The organism is Vibrio sp. Vb1337, from assembly GCF_033338715.1.
In the GTDB taxonomy this organism is placed as follows: Bacteria; Pseudomonadota; Gammaproteobacteria; order Enterobacterales; family Vibrionaceae; genus Vibrio; species Vibrio alginolyticus.
In genome coordinates this window covers 24,017-46,527 of record NZ_JAWOTD010000031.1, presented here as the reverse complement: position 1 = coordinate 46,527, position 22,511 = coordinate 24,017, and the positions used below count along the sequence as shown (strand labels likewise).

The following is a 22,511-nucleotide window of genomic DNA, read 5'->3' as shown; positions in this document are numbered from 1 at the left end:
AAGATCAAAGAACCGTTTGTACCACCAAAGCCAAACGAGTTACAGATAGCGTACTCCATACCTTCAACTTTGCGCGCTGTATGCGGCACAAGGTCGATGTCTAGACCTTCTTCTGGATCATCAAGGTTAATGGTTGGCGGAACAATTTGGTCAACCAAAGACATAACCGTGATAATTGCTTCAACAGAGCCAGCAGCACCTAATAGATGACCCGTCATCGACTTAGTTGAAGATACAAGAACTTGCTTCGCACCTTCTTCACCAAGAGCACGTTTCACGCCTTTGATTTCTGCAACATCACCAGCTGGAGTAGAAGTACCGTGAGCATTCACATAACCTACTTGAGTACCTGTGATGTTAGCGTCACGCATCGCCGCTTCCATCGCAAGTGCACCACCAGAGCCGTCTTCGCTTGGAGATGTCATGTGGTAAGCATCACCAGACATACCAAAACCAACCAGTTCTGCGTAAATCTTCGCGCCACGTGCTTTTGCGTGTTCGTACTCTTCAAGCACCATCATGCCAGCACCATCACCTAGAACAAAACCATCACGGCCTTTATCCCATGGGCGAGACGCTTTTTGAGGCTCTTCATTACGAGTAGATAGTGCTTTAGCTGCACCGAAGCCAGCCATGCCAAGAGGCGTAGAAGCTTTTTCTGCACCACCAGCAACCATCGCATCTGCATCGCCGTAGGCAATCATACGTGCTGCATGACCGATATTATGCAGGCCAGTAGTACATGCGGTAGAAATCGCGATATTTGGACCACGAAGACCACGCATGATAGATAGGTTACCTGCAACCATGTTTACAATGGTCGAAGGAACAAAAAATGGGCTAACTTTGCGAGGGCCTTTGTCTACTAATGCAGTATGGCCAGTTTCGATAAGGTCAAGACCGCCAATGCCTGAGCCGATAGCAACACCAACTCGAGCCGCATTTTCTTCGGTAATTTGTAAGCCAGAGTTATCAAGAGCTTGAATACCCGCTGCAATGCCGTACTGGATGAAAAGGTCCATCTTACGAGCATCTTTTTTAGACATGTACTCTGTGCAATCGAAATCTTTAACAAGACCTGCAAAACGAGTTGAGAAGTTCGTAGTATCAAAGTGCTCAATATTTACGATACCACTTTGACCTTCTAGCAGGGCTTTCCAAGATGATTCTACTGTGTTGCCTACCGGTGACAACATACCCATGCCAGTGACAACTACACGACGCTTGGACACGATATAATTCTCCGGGAATTGAATATTTCTATGAGAGGATAGAAGAAGTTAGAAAGAACACAGGCGGTCTAGGAGACCGCCTGGGAGAGCTAATTACTGAGCGCTGTTTACGTAGTCGATTGCAGCTTGAACAGTAGTGATCTTCTCAGCTTCTTCGTCAGGAATCTCAGTGTCGAATTCCTCTTCTAGAGCCATAACTAGTTCTACAGTGTCTAGAGAATCAGCACCTAGATCATCAACGAAAGAAGCTTCGTTTTTAACTTCTGCTTCGTCTACACCTAGCTGTTCAACAATGATTTTCTTTACGCGTTCTTCGATGTTGCTCATTTTTCTTTTCCTTTACAGATTTCGCCTAATGCGATGATTCCGTAGTTTATTCGAACTATTGAAAGTTGCAAGGGGGTCCTTGCTGGTCAAACCACAAAATTAGCGAATTTAACCGAATTTCAATACATTTTTGACTTAAATCATGCACAAATCTTGCGCATAAGCATGACAAGTTCATGACAGTTAACTGCAACTATAGGCTATTTTTCACAATGTAAAATAGCTTATTTTGCATAAACTGTCGCATTAAACCATGTACATGCCACCATTTACATGCAAAGTTTCACCAGTAATGTACGCTGCTTCAGGAGAAGCAAGGAAAACTACTGCTGATGCAATTTCACGTGGGTCCCCTAAACGACCTGCTGGCACGTTCGACAAAGTTGCCGCACGTTGGTCATCATTTAGTGCCTTAGTCATGTCAGTTTCGATGAAACCAGGAGCAACAGTGTTCACTGTTACACCACGAGACGCAACTTCACGAGCCATTGATTTAGTAAAACCAATCACGCCCGCTTTCGCTGCTGCGTAGTTAGTTTGACCAGCATTACCCATGGTACCAACAACAGAGCCTACGTTGATGATACGACCCGCACGTTTTTTCATCATACCGCGTAAAACCGCTTTAGACATGCGGTAGATAGGCGTTAGGTTGGTATCGATGATGTCGTTCCACTCATCATCTTTCATGCGCATCAATAGGTTGTCACGAGTAATACCAGCGTTATTCACCAGAATATCGATCACACCAAATTCTTCGTTGATCGTTTTTAATGTCGCTTCGATAGACTCGACATCAGTCACGTTAAGCGCTAAGCCTTTACCGTTATCACCAAGATACTCGCTGATAGCAGCCGCACCACTTTCAGAAGTAGCAGTACCGATAACCGTAGCACCTCGCTCGACAAGAAGTTCCGCGATCGCGCGGCCAATACCACGGCTTGCGCCGGTAACTAGCGCGATCTTACCTTCGAGATTCATCATGTTGTGTTTCCTTTTCTTATCGCAAATTTATCGCTTGATGGATTACTTCGCAGCGTCTAGCGATGCGATATCATTCACTGCTGCTGCAGTTAGCGTTTTCACGATACGTTTTGTTAGACCTGTTAAAACTTTACCAGGGCCAAGCTCAAGAAGATTTTCTACGCCTTGTTCGTGCATCAGTTCAACTGTTTCAGTCCAACGAACTGGGCTATGTAGCTGACGAACAAGCGCATCTTTGATTTTTGCAGGATCTGTCTCAGCAACCACATCAACGTTGTTGATAACTGGCAGCTGTGGTGAGTTAAATTCGATAGACTCAAGAGCTACAGCAAGTTTTTCCGCTGCTGGCTTCATAAGTGCACAGTGTGAAGGTACTGAAACAGGAAGAGGAAGCGCACGCTTCGCACCGGCTTCTTTACATAGCGCACCAGCTCGCTCTACTGCGTCTTTGCTACCAGCGATAACGACTTGACCAGGCGAGTTAAAGTTTACTGGAGAGACCACTTCGCCTTGCGCTGCGTCTTCACACGCTTTTGCAATCGCATCATCAGCCAAACCGATAATCGCGTACATTGCGCCAGTACCAGCTGGTACTGCTTCTTGCATAAGTTGACCACGTAATTCAACCAGCTTGATGGCTTCTTTAAAGTCAATAACACCCGCACATACAAGTGCTGAGTACTCACCTAGGCTGTGACCGGCTAGGTTTGCTGGTTGCTCTAAGCCAAGTTCCTGCCATACACGCCAGATTGCAACAGATGAAGCTAGCAAAGCTGGTTGAGTACGGAAAGTCTCGTTTAAATCTTCTGCAGGTCCATTTTGAACAAGCGCCCATAGATCGTAACCTAGTGCGTCAGATGCTTCTGCAAATGTTTGTTTTACTACGTCATATTGTTCGCCTAGTTCTGCAAGCATACCTACAGCTTGAGAACCTTGACCTGGAAATACGATAGCAAACTTGCTCATGTTGTTTTCCTTTAAGCAAAGTAAAAAGAAATAAGATGCACCAAGTGCACCTTAAATTTTGAATTCTTGTGAAACTTAGAACTTCACAAGGGCTGAGCCCCAAGTGAATCCGCCGCCAAACGCTTCAAGAAGCAGAGTTTGACCGCGTTTAATACGACCATCACGTACCGCTTCATCTAGTGCTGTTGGCACAGTTGCAGCCGATGTGTTGCCGTGTTTATCAAGTGTAATCACGACTTGGTCTAGTGACATCGAAAGTTTCTTCGCTGTCGCTGAAATAATGCGGTAGTTCGCTTGGTGCGGCACTAGCCAGTCTAGTTCAGACTTATGCATGTTGTTGGCTTCAAGCGTATCTTTTACTAGTTTCGATAGCTGAGTTACAGCGACTTTGAATACTTCGTTCCCAGCCATATGAAGCCATTTATCCGCATCTTGCCCCCGCACAGGTACAGGTAGGCTTAGAAGCTCTCCGAATTGACCATCCGAGTATATGTGGGTAGAGATAATGCCAGGCTCTTGGCTAGCGCCTACGACAACGGCTCCGGCACCATCACCAAATAGGATGATGGTTGAACGGTCTGTCGGATCACACGTTTTAGACAAAGCATCTGAACCAATCACAAGTACGTTTTTGCACATACCAGATTTGATATGTTGGTCTGCAACAGATAATGCGTACACAAAACCAGAACAAGCAGCGGCTAAGTCAAAAGCTGGACAACCTTTAATGCCAAGCTTTGCCTGCACCTGACACGCAGATGAAGGGAAAGTATGGCTACTGCTCGTTGTGGCTACGATAATCAGGTCGATATCGTTTTTATCAATACCCGCCATATCGATAGCGTTTTCAGCTGCGTAGAATGCCATGTCTGCTACAGTTTCGTTTTCTGCAGCAATTCGACGCTCTTTAATACCTGTGCGAGCAACGATCCACTCATCACTTGTATCTACCATTTTCTCTAGATCTGCGTTTGTACGCACCTGAGATGGCAGGTAGCTGCCAGTACCTAAAATTTTGCTATACATGAAGACTAATAATGCCTCTCGAGTAAAACCGCTTCCAAACGATCGCTAATACGGCTTGGTACTTGTCGTTTGACCTCGTGTACTGCCTCGCCAAGTGCATTGACAATCGCAGATACATCCGCACTTCCATGGCTTTTTATGACAATGCCGCGCAATCCTAGCAAACTTGCGCCGTTATACTGGTCGGGGTTCAGTGTTTTTAGTTCATTAAACAGCCTAGAAAACAACTTTCTAGCTATCCAACCCTTTATCGTTGATGCCATTATGCTGGTTTTAATTTTTTCGATAAAAAGTTGAGCTGTTCCCTCACTGGCTTTTAAGCATACGTTGCCGACAAATCCATCACAAACAATGACGTCCGCAACATCATGCAAAATTTGATTACCTTCAATATAACCGACAAAGTTAATCGCATCGGTCTGAGAAAGCATTTCTGCGCAACGTTTGACTAAATCGTTACCTTTAATCTCTTCTGCGCCAATATTGAGTACAGCAACGCGAGGAGGACGACCCAAGTGTTCTTCAGCTAATGCACTGCCCATTACAGCAAATTGGAACAAGCTATCAGCATCGCACGATACATTCGCCCCCAGATCCAGCATCCAAGTACGCTTTCCGGTAATCGTCGGTAAAGCGGAAACTAAAGCAGGACGTTCAATGCCAGGAAGTAACTTAAGAATGAAACGCGATAGTGCCATTAATGCACCGGTGTTGCCACCACTAACACAAGCATCCGCTTTCTGCTCAGAAACCAAATCGATAGCCATACGCATAGAACTATTTTGGCTATTACGTAACGCCAATGAAGGTTTTTCTGAGTTCGAGATAACTTTCTCGCTGTGAAGAATAGTCAAGCGAGAACTGGTCGAGGTACCGAGTTGAGATAATTGAGACGTGATCAGAGATTGATCACCAATAAGAATCACTTTTAGCTCTGGGAAATGAGACAGTGCCTGCACGGCGGCAGGCACTGTTACGCGTGGACCGAAATCCCCGCCCATTGCATCAAGTGCAACGGTAATACTTTGCAAAGGTTCAACCTTACTTGTTGATAACCTTTTGACCACGGTAGTAACCTTCAGCAGTTACGTTGTGGCGTAGGTGAGTTTCACCAGAAGTCGCGTCTACAGATAGAGCAGCTGTAGTTAGCGCATCGTGTGAACGACGCATACCGCGCTTAGAACGAGTTTTACGGTTTTTCTGTACGGCCATTGACCCTACTCCTATACTATTGGGTTAAAAACCTGAAGAAGAATCGGCTACCACACCTATTACTTTTTCAGACTTTTCAAAACGTCGAATGGATTCGGTTTTTCTTCCTCAATTTCTTCAGGAATCTCACCAAAAACCATGTTATTTGAATCAACGCTACAATCCGCTTCATCGTGCATCGCAATTTGAGGTAATGCTAAGATGAACTCGTCTTCAACAAGTTGTATGAGGTCTAATTCACCATATTCATTTAGATCTACCAAATCATAAATTTCTGGTGCTTCCTGTTCTGTTTTCTCACCGTAGTAAGGAGTAGAAAGGAATTCAACTTCGCACTCATGTGCGAATACCTCATTACAACGCTGACACTCTAAATCGACTTCGATGTTAGCTTTACCAGAGATAACAACGAGTCGCTGTTCATCCATCCCAAATGACAATGAGACTTCTGCGTCGCGTTTTACGCCTTCAGTTGTTTCCACTAAGCGCTTGAAAAGACTAGCTTGGATGATGCCATCGTAATCCAATCGTTTCTGTGCAGCTTTAGCTGGGTCAACCGTTCGCGGTATTTTTACCTTTTGCATAGGGCGCGAATATTATCTTCCAAATCAAAATTAGTCAAAGAAAAAGGCAAAAAAGTTGTACTTTTTTACGCTTAACATACAGAGCATTAGCCAGAATCATTTTTGATCGATTATCCTATTGGAAATGCTCCCACGAATTGTAATTCAAAATGAAAAATTACCAACTGGTTTTAGCCTCAACTTCCCCTTTTCGTAAACAACTGCTTGAAAAGCTCTCACTACCATTCGTTTGTTTACCACCTGATTGCGATGAAACACCTTTTGACCAAGAAACGCCAACTGAACTTGTACAGAGACTGGCCCAAGAGAAAGCAATATCTTGCCAGACGGATAAAGCAAGTTTAGTTATCGGCAGTGACCAAGTTTGTGTCATTAATGGTGAAATCGTTGGCAAGCCTTTAAATAGAGATAACGCGATAAATCAACTTTTGGCTCAAAGTGGAAAAGTCATCACTTTCTATACTGGTCTTGCGGTACATAACACCGTCACAAACCATACAGAAGTCGGCTTTGATTCTTTCGAGGTGCACTTTAGAGATTTAACACTTGAACAAATCGAACGCTACGTCGACAGGGAAGAACCTTTTTACTGCGCAGGCAGCTTTAAAAGCGAAGGCATGGGAATTTGCTTGTTTACGAAATTAGTCGGTAAAGACCCGAACACACTTGTCGGACTACCATTGATTGATTTGATTGATATGTTGCATGTTCAAGGACTCGATGTCCTTTAACCCAAATACGATAAAAGGGAGCCACAGGCTCCCTTTTGCATCCGCGAGGAAAACATGGTTACGCGTTTCTTAAACCCGCCAACACTTTTTCTAGTTTCGGTTCCATCGGTGCGTTGATTTCCATCCACTCATCATTTGATGGGTGTTGGAACTTGATGTTTGCCGCGTGTAGGAACAAACGATCTAAACCAACTTGACCTGTGTAAGCATCAAAGCGACGATCACCGTAGCGATCATCCCAAGCGATTGGGTGACCAGTGTATTGCGTATGAACTCGTATTTGGTGAGTTCGACCAGTAATCGGACTCGCCTGAATCAATGTAGCTTGTTCGAACTTTTCCAAAATCTTAAAACGCGTTTCTGACGGCTTACCATTAGGGTTAACACGAACAATACTGTTCACTTCGTTTTTGAGCAGTGGCGCGTTCACAACCTTACAACTGCTTTTCCATTGCCCCATGACAAGAGCTAAGTAAAACTTCTTTACTGTCTTTTCACGAAACTGGGCTTGCAAGTGACGAAGTGCAGAACGCTTCTTAGCAACCAGCAAAATCCCTGAAGTATCACGGTCAATACGATGCACAAGTTCAAGAAAGCGAGCTTGAGGACGCAGAGCCCTAAGCGCTTCAATCGCACCAAACTTTAAACCACTGCCACCATGCACAGCGGTGCCAGATGGTTTGTTTAGAATCAACATATGGTCATCTTCGAAGATAATCATATTTTCCAACTCAGCGACTTTGTTAAGTTTCGTACTTGGTGCGACATCGTCATCTTTTTTCTCGACGGTCACCGGTGGAATACGAACGAGATCGCCTGCTTTTAACTTGTACTCTGCTTTTATACGCTTTTTATTTACGCGCACTTCGCCCTTACGCACAATTCGGTAAATCATGCTTTTAGGAATGTCTTTTAATTGGTTGCGCAAAAAATTATCAATGCGCTGACCCGCCATATCTTCGTCGATGTCGACGAACTGGACTTTTGTTCTTATTTCGTTCATGGGCGGTATTGTAAACTCAATTTCGTGCGACTTCACATTATTCTTGTCGTAAAAGAAACACTCGGTGGCACATACTGGTCTAAATTTCGCCAAGCTTTTGTTTAAATTATTAAAACTCTCAATCAAGTTCTCAATTTGTTTTCTGTCTTGAACAGTTTGCACATCTCAATTGCTTATGAAACAGCCAGTTATAAAATAGAAATTTTGAGTTTAGCGGCAAATTTTCTATCGTTTGCGTGAAAGCAGATTGCTGATAGCCACGCGCACTGCTATAGTTCACAGCTGCTAAGGAAGGTTTGGTTACATTTTATTCATTACCAATCATTTATCCTCAAGCAATGTGAGTAGATCGTTGAAGGTCGAGTGCAGCATTGGCGTGAGACACATCGAATTCAACACTCTTGCCACCCTACTCCTCGCATATTCACGTTGAGTACCTACCGCCCAAATAGCGGGTCACAAGTCTACGTTTCCAACAGAAACCACAAGAGGCTTGTGATGACTGAAGTGCCCGAGAGCATCCCCTTCCAGCCGGGAGGCTGCAAAATACAAGCCATGGGATCAGGCACCGTGAAAGAGCGAAAAAACAGTGGCAAGTCGACAAGAAAGATATAAAAGAAAAGACAACGAGAATTTTCAATGAAAAGAATGTTAATTAACGCAACTCAAAAAGAAGAGTTGCGTGTCGCTCTGGTTGATGGCCAGCGACTTTTCGATCTTGATATCGAGAGTCCAGGACATGAATCTAAAAAAGCGAATATCTACAAAGGACGTATCACACGTATCGAACCAAGCTTAGAAGCCGCATTTGTTGATTACGGCGCCGAGCGTCACGGTTTCCTCCCTCTCAAAGAAATTGCCCGCGAATATTTCCCTGAAGGTTACACCTACCAAGGTCGTCCAAGCATCAAAGAAGTGCTAACGGAAGGCCAAGAAGTTATCGTTCAAGTGGAAAAAGAAGAACGTGGAAGCAAGGGCGCTGCTCTTACTACTTTCATTTCTCTTGCTGGTAGTTACCTTGTTCTGATGCCTAACAACCCTCGTGCTGGCGGTATTTCTCGTCGAATCGAAGGTGACGAGCGTACTCAACTAAAAGCCGCATTAAGTACTTTGGAACTGCCTCAGGGCATGGGCCTAATCGTACGTACTGCTGGCGTTGGCAAGAGTGCTGAAGAACTTGAGTGGGATTTGAATGTACTACTTAACCACTGGGGTGCAATCAAAGGTGCAGCGGACTCTAACCCTGCTCCATTCTTAATCCACCAAGAAAGTAACGTTATCGTTCGTGCAATCCGTGACTATTTGCGTCGTGATATTGGCGAAATCTTAATTGATAGCAACACCATCTACGAACGTGCAAAAGAGCACATTCAATTGGTGCGCCCTGATTTCCTTAACCGCGTTAAGAAATATGAAGGCGAAGTTCCACTATTCAGCCACTACCAAATCGAAAGCCAAATTGAATCGGCTTTCCAACGTGAAGTGCGTCTGCCATCTGGCGGTTCTATTGTTATTGACCCGACTGAAGCACTAACGTCTATCGATATCAACTCTGCTCGTGCAACCAAGGGCGGCGATATTGAAGAAACAGCTCTAAACACGAACCTAGAAGCAGCCGACGAAATTGCTCGCCAATTACGTCTACGTGACTTGGGTGGCTTAGTGGTTATCGACTTTATCGATATGACCCCGGTTCGTCACCAACGAGAAGTAGAAAACCGTCTACGTGAAGCCGTTCGTCTTGATCGCGCTCGTGTACAAATCGGTCGTATTTCTCGCTTTGGTTTGTTGGAGATGTCACGCCAGCGCTTGAGCCCTTCTCTTGCAGAAGCAAGCCATCACATCTGTCCTCGCTGTAGCGGAACTGGTGTCGTTCGCGACAACGAATCTCTAGCACTTTCTGTACTTCGTTTAATTGAAGAGGAAGCGCTAAAAGACAACACAGCACAAGTACTTGCAGTCGTACCTGTGCCAATCGCCTCTTACTTATTGAACGAAAAACGTCGTTCAGTAAACCATATCGAACGCATTCAAGAAGTGAAAATTACGGTTGTTCCTAACTCTGATATGGAAACACCGCACTTTGAAGTTATCCGTGTTCGTGAAGGCGAAGAGTTCGATCTGATTTCTTACTTACTTCCTAAGAAACTGGAAGCAATGAAAGAAGCAGAAGGTAAAGAGCCAGCGGAAGTTGACGTAAAACCAAAACGAATTGAAGAGCCAGTTCTTAAAGGCTTTGCTGCTCCGTCTCAAACCGCACCTGCACCAGCAGCTAAACCAGCTCCTGAGGCGAAGAAGAAAGAACAAAACGTTGAACAAGAAGAGAAACCTGGATTGTTCAGCCGTCTGTTTAAAGCACTTGGTAGCTTCCTATTCGGTGGTTCTGAAGAAACAAAAGAAGAACAGAAACCTCAGGAAGAGAAAAAACCAAATCGCGATAATCGACGTAACAAGCGTGATCGCAACGATCGTCGTCGCAATAACAACCAGCGCGATAATCGTGATAACCGCGACAATCGCGATAACCGACGTCGTCGTAAGCCTCGTGATGAGCAAGCGAATGAGCAAAACGAAGCTCAACAACAAACCAATAAACAGCAAAACCGCAACCAAAAGCGTAAACCTAAAGCTCAACAGGCAGATAAAGCCCAAGAGCAGAAAGCAAACGCAAAAGTAGCGGAAAAAGGTCTGCAGCTAGCAGCGGAAGCTCGTACTGAAACAAAACCAGAAGAGAGCAAACCGAAGCAGCAAAATGCGAAAGCAGAAAAAGTGAAAGAGCGCCGCCAACGTCGCAAATTGAACAAGTCTGTACGCGTTAAGGACCAAGAAGCTATTGAGAAGAAAGCCGAAGAAACAGCGGTTAAGACTCAAGAAACGGTTGAAGCTAAAGTTGAGAAGCCAACAGAAGCAGCGGTAGAAGCACAACAAGACAACAAGCAAGCAGAGTCTAAGCAACGTCGTAACCGTCGTTCGCCACGTCACCTGCGTGCAAGCGGCCAGCGCCGTCGCCGTGGCCGCGATCGCCGTCCTAACCCGTTCCGCCTGCGTAAAGGTGGTGTAGCTTCTCCTGAGATGGCTATGGGTAAAGTAATGCCACGCTACATTCCGAAACCAGCACCTAAGAAAGAAGAGCAAGTTAAGGAAGAAACAGTAGCAGCAGTACCTACAATGCAAGGTGGTTTTGCTTGTCCAGAGATGGCTATGGGTAAAGTGATTATTCGCCGCGAGCAACCTGTTGTAACAGAAGCGCCAGTTGTTGAATCAAAGATTCAAGAAACAGTTGAAGCGAAAGTGGAAGCACCTGTTGTGGAAGCAGTAATCGCAGAAAAAACTGAATCGGCAGTAGTAGAAACAGCATCGGTAGAGCCTATCGTTGAAACTCCTGTAACTGAACATGCTGAACCGGTTGATGCCATTGTAGAAACGGCACCTACTGAAGAGCCTATCGTTGAAGCAGCAAAAGAGATTGTAGCCGAAGCGCCAGTAGCTAAATCAGAGCCTAAAGTCGAAGCCATTAAAGTTGCGGCTAAGCTAAACGCTAGCGCACCGATGACTAAAGCACCTGGCCCTCAAGAGCTACGCGAAATCACGGTTGCAGCAGCACCGTTCAAAACCGAACGTTACCAAGCTAAAGGTGCGGGTAGCCAAGTGGCTAAAAACCGCGCATCAGCAGAGATGACAAAGCCTAACTTTAACTAGGCTAAATCATTACGTTCAACTGCTTAACGGCATAAATAAATTAAAGGCTACCATCTGGTAGCCTTTTTTATCTTCATATTTGCCCTATAAATTGTTCATATAAATACCAATTCGTGATCACATTTGTACGCCATTATTCGTATCATTCTTGAACTTAATCACACTTTTCGGTAGCATGCGCCGACTCAAGTTTTCGACACCATTCTGATGCTGCTCTTTTAATACTACGGTTTACACTGCAATGTTTGATTAGAAATCAACCACTCAGTGGCTTGTGCAAATACGAATATGTGTCGGGTTTAACTCATTGCAAAGAGAACTTAAAAACAAACATGTTCGAATTTCCCCAATTTTCTAAGCACTCCGTAAAAAATGATGTGCTATCAGGCTTAACCGTTGCGCTAGCATTGGTTCCTGAAGCTGTCGCATTTGCGTTCGTCGCAGGCGTAGATCCGATGGTCGGTCTTTACGCTGCATTCATCGTTGGTCTTATTACTTCCATTTTCGGTGGTCGTCCCGGCATGATCTCTGGTGCAACAGGTGCCATGGCAGTCGTAATGGTTTCGCTTGTCGCGACTCACGGTGTCCAGTACCTATTCGCAGCCATCATGCTCGCTGGTATACTTCAAATTGCCGCTGGTATGTTTAAATTGGGTAAGTTCATCCGTATCGTGCCTCACCCTGTGATGATTGGTTTTGTGAACGGTCTGGCTATTGTTATCTTCCTAGCTCAGTTGGGTCAGTTTAAAGCGCCAGATATCAACGGCATGCTTACTTGGCTACCACAAGACCAAATGCTACTAATGCTTGGTTTGGTTGCGCTAACTATGGCAATCATTCACTTTCTACCAAAAATCACAACGGCTGTACCCTCTTCACTTGTTGCAATCGTAACGGTGACTGCTTTAGTGGTTGGTTTGGATCTGGAAACTCGTACTGTTGTTGACTTCCTGCGTACAATGTCTGGTGATGAAGCGGCAACACTTGCAGGTTCACTGCCGACCTTCTCTATTCCGGCGGTGCCATTTACGCTAGAAACTCTACAAATCATTCTTCCATACGCGATCATTCTAGCGGCCATTGGTCTAATTGAATCTCTACTAACACTGACAGTTTTAGATGAGATGACGAATACTCGTGGTCAATCTAACCGCGAATGTATCGGTCAAGGTATGGCAAACATGACGTGTTCTGTGTTTGGCGCAATGGGTGGTTGTGCGATGATTGGTCAGTCGATGATCAACGTAAACTCAGGTGGTCGCGGCCGTCTATCTGGTATCGTTGCGGCTATCGCTCTATTGATGTTTATCTTATTCGCTTCTTCGCTAATTGAAATGATCCCACTCGCTGCTCTGGTTGGTGTGATGTTCATGGTTGTCATTGGTACATTCGAATGGGCAACATTTAAGCTAGCACGCCGCGTACCGAAGCAAGACTTCTTCGTTATTGTTCTTGTGACCGTTGTTACTGTTCTTACTGACCTTGCTGTTGCCGTAGCGGTTGGTGTTATCGTTTCTGCATTAATGTTTGCATGGCAACACGCTAAGCACATCTATGCCGACACGTGCTTAAACGAGGAAGGTTCAAAAGAGTACAAGATTCACGGCCCTATTTTCTTTGGCTCTGCGGCTAACTTCCTGGAGTTGTTTAACGCGCCTGAAGATCCAAAAGATGTGATTGTCGATTTTGCAGACTCTCGCGTGACAGATCACTCTGCAATTGAAGCCATTGAAACACTGGCTGAGCGTTACAATGCTCAAGGTAAAACGCTGCACCTTCGTCACCTAAGCCCAGATTGTCGTAAACTTTTGGACAAAGCTGGCAGCTTGGTTGAAATTAACGTGAAGGAAGACCCAAGCTACAAAGTCGCAACCGACATACTAGCGGGTTAACACGAATAAAAAGGGATGAGCTGAGCTCATCCCTTTTTCTATTGTCTTCAAGCACGGCGATTATAGCTTCTTCAAAATTGCGTCTGATGCCTCTTCGATTAAATCAAGCACCAGTTCAAAGCCATCTTCCCCACCATAATATGGGTCCGGGACTTCGTCGTAACCTGACTCAGAATGACTTAAAAATAACGATACTTTGTGTCGATACTTCAACGGACAAATATCCAATAAATCGGCCAAATTTGCTTTATCTGCGGCTAATATAAGGTCAAACTTTTCAAAGTCATCAATGGTGACTTGGCGCGCTTGCATTCCTTTAAAAGAATAACCTCGCTGCTTTCCTGCTGCCATCGCTCTTGAATCCGGTCGGTTTCCTGCGTGGTAGCCAATTGTACCTGCCGAATCAACCTCTACTTCAACGCCTAGCTTTTGAGCTTTCGCTCTTAACACTGCCTCTCCAGTTGGTGACCGACAAATGTTTCCCATACAAACAACAAGTATTTTCTTCATTTTATTCCCTGAATTATCGGTGGTTTTTCTTCACGATATGTTGGTCTATCATAGCGAGATAAATCAATGAACCCAAATTAGCTTGGGCACAGCACGAAAAGGAATTGAGGAAGTATTATGTCTATCGAAGAAAATAAAGAAGCACGCCATAAAGCTCGCCAACAAAAAGTCAAAGAACAGGTAGACGCAAAAATCGCTGCTGCTCAAGAGGAAAAAGGTCTGCTACTGATCATTACCGGAAATGGTAAAGGTAAATCGACATCAGGATTCGGTACGATCGCACGCGCAGTGGGTCATGGTTTGAATTGTGCTGTCGCGCAGTTTATTAAAGGTACTTGGGACAACGGTGAGCGCAACCTACTTGAGAAACTCGGCGTTGAATTCCAAGTAATGGCAACCGGCTTTACGTGGGAAACTCAAAACAAAGCCGCTGATACCGAAGCAGCGCAAGGCGTATGGCAAGAATGTAAGCGCATGCTGCAAGACGACTCTATCGATGTCATCTTGTTTGACGAGCTAACTTATATGGTGAGCTACGGCTACATCGACTTAGACGAAGTGGTCGAAGCACTGAGCAACAGACCTAAAATGCAGTCGGTTATTATTACTGGGCGTGGCGCACATCGAACCCTGATTGAAATGGCCGATACCGTTTCTGAAGTGAAAAATGTAAAGCACGCATTTGAATCTGGCGTAAAAGCCCTCAAAGGCGTCGATTGGTAACACTCGCAGAGTAATTTAAAAAGGGTTGGCAAAATGCCAACCCTTTTGATTTTCACGCACGGTTAGTTGAAAAGATTCTTCAATAAACCATCGACCGCATCTTTGGTTTTCTCGTCTTTGATTTTGTCCGTTAGCTTCTCCACGCCACGATCGATTTCTTTTTGAGCTTTCTGCTTCAGAACATCATCGAATACGAGCTTGAATTTAGGATCTGCCCACTTACCAGACACATTGATTGGAATCGTGATGTCTTTCAGCTCATCTATATCTTTACCGCCCTGGCCTTCTAGGCTGCCTACAACTGACGTGCTGATAGTAAAGTCGACTGTTTCATTGATGTAGTTTGCGGTACCTTTACCACGAACACGTAACAATGGAGACTGAGCTTGCATATTATCCGTTGATACAACACCTTTGTTGAGTTTCAATGTCGCCGTCATCGCACTGAAGTCTGTTTTCTTAGCTACATTGGTGCCTTCAACTTTTTGCCCTTTAAATTTCGCATAGTTTTCACGAATCAACTGAGCAACGTTGATGCCATTCACCGCACCGTCAGCAAAATTGATAACAACCGTACCAGATAGATTCTTCTTGATACCGGTAGGCGTGAGACTCTTACCTGTAACATTCACATCAATGTTACCTGTCCCTTCAAGTTTGTCGTTTTCAGCAACGTCTATAAGTAGCGGTTGAACTTTCACGCCTTTGATTGACTTTTTAACACTGTAAGTCGCTGGTGATTGGCGTGCATCTAACTTCGCTGTCGCTGAGATTGAGCCTTGGTACAACTTCGAACTAAAAGATGTAAGCTCAAACACGCCACGATTTACAGTGAAGCTCGTTTTTACCGCTTCCATCTTCGCATTTGCCGCTTTGAATTTGTCGATGGTAATGTCACCCTTTACATCTAACGTTTTCAACGCAGACAAATCAGGCTCAACCTCAGGTCCGGCAGGAGCACTCTCGCCACCAGAAGCAGGCTTATTACCTTCGGCAGCTTGCTTATCTAACCCTAAGAACTCATCAAGATCGATATTGGGGCTATGGAGAGCAAAGCGTACTTTAGGAATATCACCGAGTGCCACATCAGCCTTACCATCTAAGGCGATAGCATTCGCTGTTAACTTCTCTAGAACAAAACTCAGATGGTTTTTCGTTAGGTCGAAAGACAGATCAGACACCATGTCGACTTTCATTGGGGACTGAGGTAAAGCATCACCCTCAAAAGTCGATTTAAGAGTTAACTTATCCAACTGTACTTTGCTGATAGCCTTGTCCACGCTAAGTTGACCAGCACCCTGCATATCTAACTTCATACCACCAGCGTCACCCTTAATGGCATAAGTCAGGTTATTTACTTTATCGAATTCAAACGTGTCTAAACCGATCGTTGCCGATTCAATTTTATTGGCAGGGTCAGAGTATGTCGCATCAAAGTTGATGTTCTTTAGCGCGTAGTTTGCCAAACCTTTTTCTAGCTTAAAGTCTGCCTGACCTTTCGCGGTGAACTTTTGGTCGTTCATTTCGCCCTTCACGCCAAAATCAGCCGTTGTCCAGTTGTCAAAAGCGAATTCGGAAAGGTTTAATGAAATATCATAAAGTTTGGTGTAACTACCGGCTTGCTTATCCTGCATTTCTAATGAACCGTTAGAAACCGTAACGCCAGCAAGATTAATACTCCAATCAGAACCAGAAGTTTGCGTTTCACCATTTTGCGTAGGCGCAGTATTGCTCTCTTGTTCTGCTTGTTGTGTTTGGGCTTTCGTCAATGCATCAATATTCTTGCTGCCATCTTTCTTGGTTTCAATGTAGAACTCAGCACCATCAAGCGTGACGTTTCCAATTTCAAGCTGTTGACTAAAAAGTGGCATAACAGAGATGTCTACACCAACGGTATCAACTTTGAATAAATTGGGTTTACTAAAGCCTTGTGGGTTTCGCAATTCTGTATGTCCCAACTCAAAGCCAATCGATGGGAAAAATTGCCAACTGATATCCCCTTCAATCGCCAACTCTAATCCCGTTTGCTTTTGCGCTTGCTCAACAATAAGGGGTTTAAACTGATTCGGATTGACGAAGATGGTTAACGCTAAAATTGCGACCAAAATGACCACAATCGGTATTGCTAGAATTAAGAGCAGTTTCTTCATTTGTTTTTCCTTGCTCGAGTGTTTTTACAATTATAAGCGCAGACTCCATTTACCACTGACAGTTCCACAAAAGCGTGAAAAGTGTCTGGTTTTAACCTGCAACTGACTAATTTAAAAACAAAAAAAGAAGTGGCACTTAAGGTGCCACTTCTTCTCCTAAAAATAAAGCGATATAGCCGTCTATAGGCTTAAGCTTTCAAAAGTCTTGCAATGTGAGCTTTTAATACATCAATTGCGATACGGTTTTTACCACCGCGAGGAACAATAATGTCCGCATATTGCTTAGAAGGTTCGATAAACTGCATGAACATCGGACGTACTGTTTGTTGGTATTGCTTAAGAACAGACTCCATAGTTCGGCCTCGTTCTTCCACATCACGCTTAACACGGCGAAGCAAGCAAATATCTAACGGTGTGTCCATAAATACTGTCGCATGCATCAAATCACGAAGACGAGGGTCTGTAAGAAGAAGGATACCTTCTAGAATGATCACCTTTTTAGGTGTCATTGTGGTGGTGTTAATTGTTCTTGTGTGCTCAGTGTAGCTGTACTCAGGCACTTCTACTGCTTCACCACGTACCAATTTTTCTAGGTGCTCACACAGTAGGTCGTGGTCCAACGCACTCGGGTGATCGTAGTTCGTCTTTACTCGCTCTTCCATGCTTAGGTGGCTTTGGTCGTTGTAGTAGCAATCTTCCGTGATGACACCGATTTGATGATCGCCTACTTTCGCGCGAAGCTCATTATAAATAGTGCTCGCGATCAGACTTTTTCCAGAAGCAGAAGCGCCAGCAATACCTACGATGACGCATTGATTATTATCAGACATTAGTTTGCACCCGATGATGATTTCTAGTCACATAAAAAGATAAACTGCCTGATTATAGGGAGTTCACCCCATAGTTACTAGTTGGAATTAGGGTTTAGTCATAAGTTTCTGCCTGCTCAGAGGATTAACCTCCGAGCAAACGTTAAAGTGTGCAATTATCAACCAACAGGCATAGTAAACTTAGTTCACCATTGTAAAGCTAATCGCATCTGGTTTTGCTTTGCCTTGCCAAAACATCGTGCTACATACGCGATCGGCAAGTTGCTTATAATACCCTGCATGCTCACTTTCTGGGCGTCTTGCTACCGTTGGCACGCCAGCGTCAATATCTTCTCTCATAGAGATATGAAGCGGAATTTGTCCTAACAATGCTAAGCCAAATTCTTGCGACATTTTTTCAGCTCCGCCCATACCAAAAATATGCTCTTTCGCGCCACATTGACTACAAATGTGATAACTCATGTTTTCCACAACACCAATGACTGGGACATGGACTTTGTTAAACATTGCCGCTCCCTTCCTTGCATCGGCAAGGGCTAAATCTTGCGGCGTTGTGACTAGCACGCTACCTGTTACCGGAATTTGTTGTGACAGAGTCAATTGAATATCCCCCGTTCCTGGCGGCATATCAATCACCAAATAATCCAAATCTGGCCAATCTGTTTCAGTTAATAACTGCGACAATGCTTTTGAAGCCATTGGACCGCGCCATATCGCCGCTTCTAATTTATCCACCAAATAACCGATAGAATGAGTATAGATGCCGTGAGCAAAAATGGGTTCCATCCACTTGCCATCACGAACTTCTGGTTTAGCATCTTCTTGCCCCAACATCATAGGTACAGACGGACCATAGATATCTGCATCCAACAATCCCACTTTCGCCCCAGATTGAGCAATCGCCAACGCTAAGTTAACTGCGGTAGTAGATTTACCAACGCCACCTTTCGCAGAACTGACGGCAATGATGTTCTTAACACCCTTAACCGAGTTAGCCACTTGAGTTTCTAAAGCTTTAACTCCAAGGCGAATATTAAATGGGAATTCAGCCACTTTACCCGAGGCTTGCTGCTGTTTGATCCAGTCATGCAGTACGGTTTGAAGCTCATTACTTGCGAATGGCAACGTTATATCAATAGAACCCTGTGTCGTAATCGAAATTGCGCCATGAATATCTGCCCAGTTTTCCACCAACTGTGGATGTTGGAATTGGTTAAACCAGTGACAAAAATCTTGTTTTGAAGTGAACTGATGCATAAGCCCTCCTTTTAGATGTCATGCTACCACCGTCCAGGCTCAACCAGAACCCCAAAAAAACTAAGGCATTCCGCAGTTTGACACCTTGGAGTTAGTCAGTTCATGGGGTAGTATTATCCATCAAAATTTATTTATACCTATCAAGAAAAGCGAATATTAAGTATGGCAAACGATCCAAAAAACTTTCCGTCAAGGAAAATGCTGGTAACTTGTGCCCTTCCGTACGCTAACGGTTCGATCCACCTTGGTCATATGCTTGAGCATATCCAAGCGGACATTTGGGTTCGTTACCAACGCCTACGCGGCAACACTGTAAACTTCATCTGTGCTGACGATGCTCACGGCACGCCAATCATGCTTAAAGCGCAACAGATGGGTATTACTCCTGAAGAAATGATTGCCGCAGTTAGCGAAGAGCACCAAAAAGACTTCGCTGGATTTGATATCAGCTTTGATAACTACCACAGCACACACTCAGATGAGAACCGTGAGCTAGCGTCACACATTTATCTTGAGTTGAAGAAAAATGGCTTTATCTCTAGCCGCACTATCTCTCAGCTGTTCGATCCAGAAAAAGAGATGTTCTTACCGGACCGTTTCGTAAAAGGTACCTGTCCAAAATGTAAGTCTGAAGACCAATACGGTGACAACTGTGACAACTGTGGTGAGACTTACAGCCCAACAGAACTGATCAATCCTAAATCTGCGGTTTCTGGTGCGACGCCAGTAATGAAAGATTCAGAGCACTTCTTCTTCGACCTACCTCAGTTTGAAAGCATGCTAAAAGAGTGGACTCGCTCTGGCTCGCTACAAGCTGAAACAGCGAACAAAATGCAAGAATGGTTCGAATCTGGTTTGCAGCAATGGGATATCTCACGTGACGCACCATACTTTGGCTTCGAGATCCCTGGTGAGAAAAACAAATTCTTCTACGTGTGGCTAGACGCGCCTATCGGCTACATGGGCTCTTTCAAAAATCTATGTGACAAGCGCGACGACCTAGATTTCGACGAGTATTGGAAAAAAGACAGCTCAGCAGAGCTGTACCACTTCATCGGTAAAGACATCGTTTACTTCCACAGCCTATTTTGGCCAGCAATGCTAGAAGGTTCTGGCTTCCGCAAGCCTAACAACGTATTCGTACACGGTTACGTAACCGTAAACGGCGCGAAAATGTCGAAGTCTAAAGGTACGTTCGTAAAAGCAAGCACTTACCTAGAGCACCTAGACCCTGAGTGTCTACGTTACTACTACGCTGCGAAGCTAAACAGCCGTATCGATGATCTAGATCTTAACCTTGAAGACTTCACTCAGCGCGTAAACGCTGACGTTGTTAACAAGATCGTTAACCTGGCATCTCGTAACGCAGGTTTCATCGCGAAACGTTTTGAAGGCAAACTGTCTGACAACTTTGCAGAGCCTGAACTTTACAACGAATTTGTTGCTGCTGCTGACCGTATCGCTGAGCTTTACGAAACGCGTGAGTTTGGTCGTGCAATCCGTGAAATCACGGCATTGGCAGACAAAGCTAACCAATACGTTGATGAAAAAGCACCGTGGGTTGTAGCAAAAGAAGAAGGCAAAGATCAGGAACTACAAGACATCTGTTCTGTCGGTATCAACCTGTTCCGCGTACTGATGACTTACCTGAAACCAGTAATGCCATCGCTAGCTGCGCGTACTGAAGCGTTCCTAAACCAAGAGCTAACTTGGGAAAACATCGCTGCTCCACTAACAGGCCACGAGATCACTAAGTTCAAAGCACTGTTCAACCGTATCGATCCGAAGAATGTTGAAGCGATGATCGAAGCGTCTAAAGAAGATGCGGCGGCAGAAATGGCGGCGAAAGAGAAAGCTGAAGCGGAAAAGAACAAGGCTAGCCAAACCGAGCTAGACAAAGAACCAATCGCTGAAGAGATTGAGTTCGATGCTTTTGCTGCAGTAGATATGCGTATCGCTCGTATCATCTCTTGTGAAGAAGTACCAAAAGCCAACAAACTGCTTAAGTTCCAATTGGACATCGGTGGTGAAACTCGTCAGGTATTCTCTGGCATCAAGTCAGCTTACAAACCTGAAGAGCTAGAAGGTAAGCTAACGGTAATGGTAGCAAACCTAAAACCTCGTAAGATGAAGTTTGGTATGTCTGAAGGTATGATCCTAGCGGCAGGCCCTGGTGGTAGCGACCTGTGGATCCTTGAGCCACACGAAGGCGCTCAACCTGGCATGCGCGTAATGTAAGTATCTTTATTGAAAAGGCTTAACTAAATCAGTTAAGCCTTTTCTCGCAGTTAAGCTTATCGATTAAGCTTGATTGTACTACAAAGAGAATTCTTCTGGACCCCAAGTAATAATCGCGCCACATGCAAGGAAAAGTACAAAGCTGATCGTGACTACAAAAGCGAGAACTCGATCAAATGTCGTTGCGTATTTTAGTATTAACTGATCATCTACAAGTGATACTTTCGCAGGCTTGCCTCGCATTAAAACTGTAGTATACATTGGGAATCTAACCCCCCAGGTATCTCTATCCCAACCGACAGGGCCATGACCATCCTTCGACATCTTTTTCTCGATCCGCTTTACCGAAACACGAATGAAAAGCAAAGTACTAACTAACCAAGTACATCCGATAATCATATTTGTCATATCAAAATAAGACACGTTGATCCCTTTAATTCCAATGAATGTTAGAACTAACTTCATAGGCACCTTTGGCTAAATTTTGCCCTGCACTATCAGCCATCTTAGCTGCTGCATAGCCGACACCTAAGCCTACACCAATTAAGACTACTACTCCAAATGGGCCAGCAGCCAAAGCGACTCCCATCCCAGATACAATCACTTTGGATGTGGTCCAAACGCCAGCAGCGTTGCTCGCACCAAACCCTGCAACTTCCATTGCTGCTCTTTTTTGCCAATTTTCTCCGTTATTCTTGGCATTTCGAACATTGTTAAAGCGAACACCAGCATCAATCATGATGATCTTTTTACCCACAATACTAGAGCTTTGTTCAAGAAATCGAATTGAGCGGATGTTAGCTATAGATGTTAAATGTAACTTAGTTATATCCCTGCCACTTCGCGCGATATTGACAGCCCTATTCGGGTTACTCCAAATGTTTCCACGGCTACTTTTAACTCTTCCTGCATAATGGGCAAGCTCTTTTTTAAATTTTGCATTCAAAGAACTGTGAGCTTCTTTAACTCTATATCCAAGCTTCACAAGCTCCTTTTTCTGCGCACCACTTCGTGAGGCTGTACGTACATCTAGTAAGGCGTTTTGATATTTGAGCAAAGCTTTCCCGAAATTACTCAATCTGACTTGCTTTTCATTAACAGCAGTAGCGGCAGCACCTACTGCAGTATACTCATCGATTCCCCCCAT

The 22,511-nt window shown here is 44.5% G+C and carries 20 protein-coding genes; 5 read left to right on the top strand and 15 right to left on the bottom strand.

Features of this window, described 5'->3' with window-relative positions; translation table 11 throughout:
* From fabF to yceD, 8 genes are all read right to left on the bottom strand, one after another.
* On the bottom strand, positions 1-1,232 hold a 1,232-nt coding region (fabF, locus tag R7E42_RS22405), incomplete at its 3' end, for a beta-ketoacyl-ACP synthase II (protein WP_318073002.1).
* Positions 1,233-1,325: 93 nt separating this feature from the next.
* Positions 1,326-1,559, bottom strand: coding sequence for an acyl carrier protein (gene acpP / locus R7E42_RS22400; RefSeq protein ID WP_004406112.1), 234 nt, complete (start codon positions 1,557-1,559; stop codon positions 1,326-1,328).
* 246 nt (positions 1,560-1,805) lie between these two features.
* The gene (gene fabG, locus R7E42_RS22395) at positions 1,806-2,540 is read right to left on the bottom strand and encodes a 3-oxoacyl-ACP reductase FabG (protein ID WP_031781117.1); all 735 of its coding nucleotides are present in this window, start codon (positions 2,538-2,540) and stop codon (positions 1,806-1,808) included.
* Between the two features lie 45 nt (positions 2,541-2,585).
* A complete protein-coding gene (gene fabD / locus R7E42_RS22390; protein ID WP_005387313.1) occupies positions 2,586-3,509 on the bottom strand; it encodes an ACP S-malonyltransferase in 924 nt (307 codons plus the stop codon).
* Between the two features lie 75 nt (positions 3,510-3,584).
* Positions 3,585-4,535, bottom strand: coding sequence for a beta-ketoacyl-ACP synthase III (locus R7E42_RS22385; protein WP_017821385.1), 951 nt, complete (start codon positions 4,533-4,535; stop codon positions 3,585-3,587).
* Positions 4,536-4,540: 5 nt separating this feature from the next.
* Positions 4,541-5,566, bottom strand: a complete 1,026-nt coding sequence (plsX, locus tag R7E42_RS22380) for a phosphate acyltransferase PlsX (RefSeq protein WP_017633846.1) — start codon at positions 5,564-5,566, stop codon at positions 4,541-4,543.
* A 10-nt stretch (positions 5,567-5,576) separates the two neighbouring features.
* Complete coding sequence (gene rpmF / locus R7E42_RS22375; protein WP_005396978.1) at positions 5,577-5,747, bottom strand: 50S ribosomal protein L32; 171 nt, start codon at positions 5,745-5,747, stop codon at positions 5,577-5,579.
* 59 nt (positions 5,748-5,806) lie between these two features.
* Positions 5,807-6,331, bottom strand: a complete 525-nt coding sequence (gene yceD / locus R7E42_RS22370; protein WP_005387307.1) for a 23S rRNA accumulation protein YceD — start codon at positions 6,329-6,331, stop codon at positions 5,807-5,809.
* 149 nt (positions 6,332-6,480) lie between these two features.
* Here yceD and R7E42_RS22365 point away from each other — a divergent pair, with 149 nt between their 5' ends.
* Positions 6,481-7,062 carry a Maf family protein gene (locus tag R7E42_RS22365; RefSeq protein WP_054729223.1) on the top strand — a complete coding sequence of 194 codons (582 nt, stop codon included), beginning with the start codon at positions 6,481-6,483 and terminating at the stop codon, positions 7,060-7,062.
* A 58-nt stretch (positions 7,063-7,120) separates the two neighbouring features.
* Here the strand turns inward: R7E42_RS22365 and rluC are convergent, their stop codons facing one another.
* On the bottom strand, positions 7,121-8,065 hold the full coding sequence (gene rluC / locus R7E42_RS22360) for a 23S rRNA pseudouridine(955/2504/2580) synthase RluC (RefSeq protein ID WP_021033985.1): 945 nt from the start codon (positions 8,063-8,065) through the stop codon (positions 7,121-7,123).
* A gap of 639 nt (positions 8,066-8,704) precedes the next feature.
* Between rluC and rne the strand changes: the two genes are divergently transcribed.
* Together rne and R7E42_RS22350 are read left to right on the top strand one after the other, a co-directional pair.
* Complete coding sequence (gene rne / locus R7E42_RS22355; RefSeq protein WP_285385573.1) at positions 8,705-11,764, top strand: ribonuclease E; 3,060 nt, start codon at positions 8,705-8,707, stop codon at positions 11,762-11,764.
* Positions 11,765-12,096: 332 nt separating this feature from the next.
* On the top strand, positions 12,097-13,656 hold the full coding sequence (locus tag R7E42_RS22350; protein WP_005380840.1) for a SulP family inorganic anion transporter: 1,560 nt from the start codon (positions 12,097-12,099) through the stop codon (positions 13,654-13,656).
* A 60-nt stretch (positions 13,657-13,716) separates the two neighbouring features.
* Here R7E42_RS22350 and R7E42_RS22345 read toward each other — a convergent pair whose 3' ends face one another.
* Positions 13,717-14,166, bottom strand: coding sequence for a low molecular weight protein-tyrosine-phosphatase (locus R7E42_RS22345; RefSeq protein ID WP_025767219.1), 450 nt, complete (start codon positions 14,164-14,166; stop codon positions 13,717-13,719).
* A 117-nt stretch (positions 14,167-14,283) separates the two neighbouring features.
* On the opposite strand from R7E42_RS22345, the gene cobO reads away from it, so the two are divergent.
* A complete protein-coding gene (cobO, locus tag R7E42_RS22340) occupies positions 14,284-14,889 on the top strand; it encodes a cob(I)yrinic acid a,c-diamide adenosyltransferase (protein ID WP_005380837.1) in 606 nt (201 codons plus the stop codon).
* Positions 14,890-14,951: 62 nt separating this feature from the next.
* Here cobO and R7E42_RS22335 read toward each other — a convergent pair whose 3' ends face one another.
* The 3 genes from R7E42_RS22335 to apbC form a co-directional block, all read right to left on the bottom strand.
* Entirely contained in the window at positions 14,952-17,039 is a 2,088-nt protein-coding gene (locus R7E42_RS22335; protein ID WP_318073001.1) for an AsmA family protein, read from the bottom strand.
* A 188-nt stretch (positions 17,040-17,227) separates the two neighbouring features.
* A complete protein-coding gene (gene udk, locus R7E42_RS22330; RefSeq protein ID WP_005380833.1) occupies positions 17,228-17,869 on the bottom strand; it encodes a uridine kinase in 642 nt (213 codons plus the stop codon).
* A gap of 180 nt (positions 17,870-18,049) precedes the next feature.
* Positions 18,050-19,126, bottom strand: a complete 1,077-nt coding sequence (gene apbC, locus R7E42_RS22325) for an iron-sulfur cluster carrier protein ApbC (RefSeq protein ID WP_318073000.1) — start codon at positions 19,124-19,126, stop codon at positions 18,050-18,052.
* 162 nt (positions 19,127-19,288) lie between these two features.
* Here apbC and metG point away from each other — a divergent pair, with 162 nt between their 5' ends.
* Entirely contained in the window at positions 19,289-21,364 is a 2,076-nt protein-coding gene (metG, locus tag R7E42_RS22320) for a methionine--tRNA ligase (RefSeq protein ID WP_005387290.1), read from the top strand.
* 78 nt (positions 21,365-21,442) lie between these two features.
* Here metG and R7E42_RS22315 read toward each other — a convergent pair whose 3' ends face one another.
* Both R7E42_RS22315 and R7E42_RS22310 read right to left on the bottom strand, forming a co-directional pair.
* Positions 21,443-21,787 carry a hypothetical protein gene (locus R7E42_RS22315; RefSeq protein ID WP_104980051.1) on the bottom strand — a complete coding sequence of 115 codons (345 nt, stop codon included), beginning with the start codon at positions 21,785-21,787 and terminating at the stop codon, positions 21,443-21,445.
* A 10-nt stretch (positions 21,788-21,797) separates the two neighbouring features.
* Complete coding sequence (locus R7E42_RS22310) at positions 21,798-22,511, bottom strand: hypothetical protein (RefSeq protein ID WP_318072999.1); 714 nt, start codon at positions 22,509-22,511, stop codon at positions 21,798-21,800.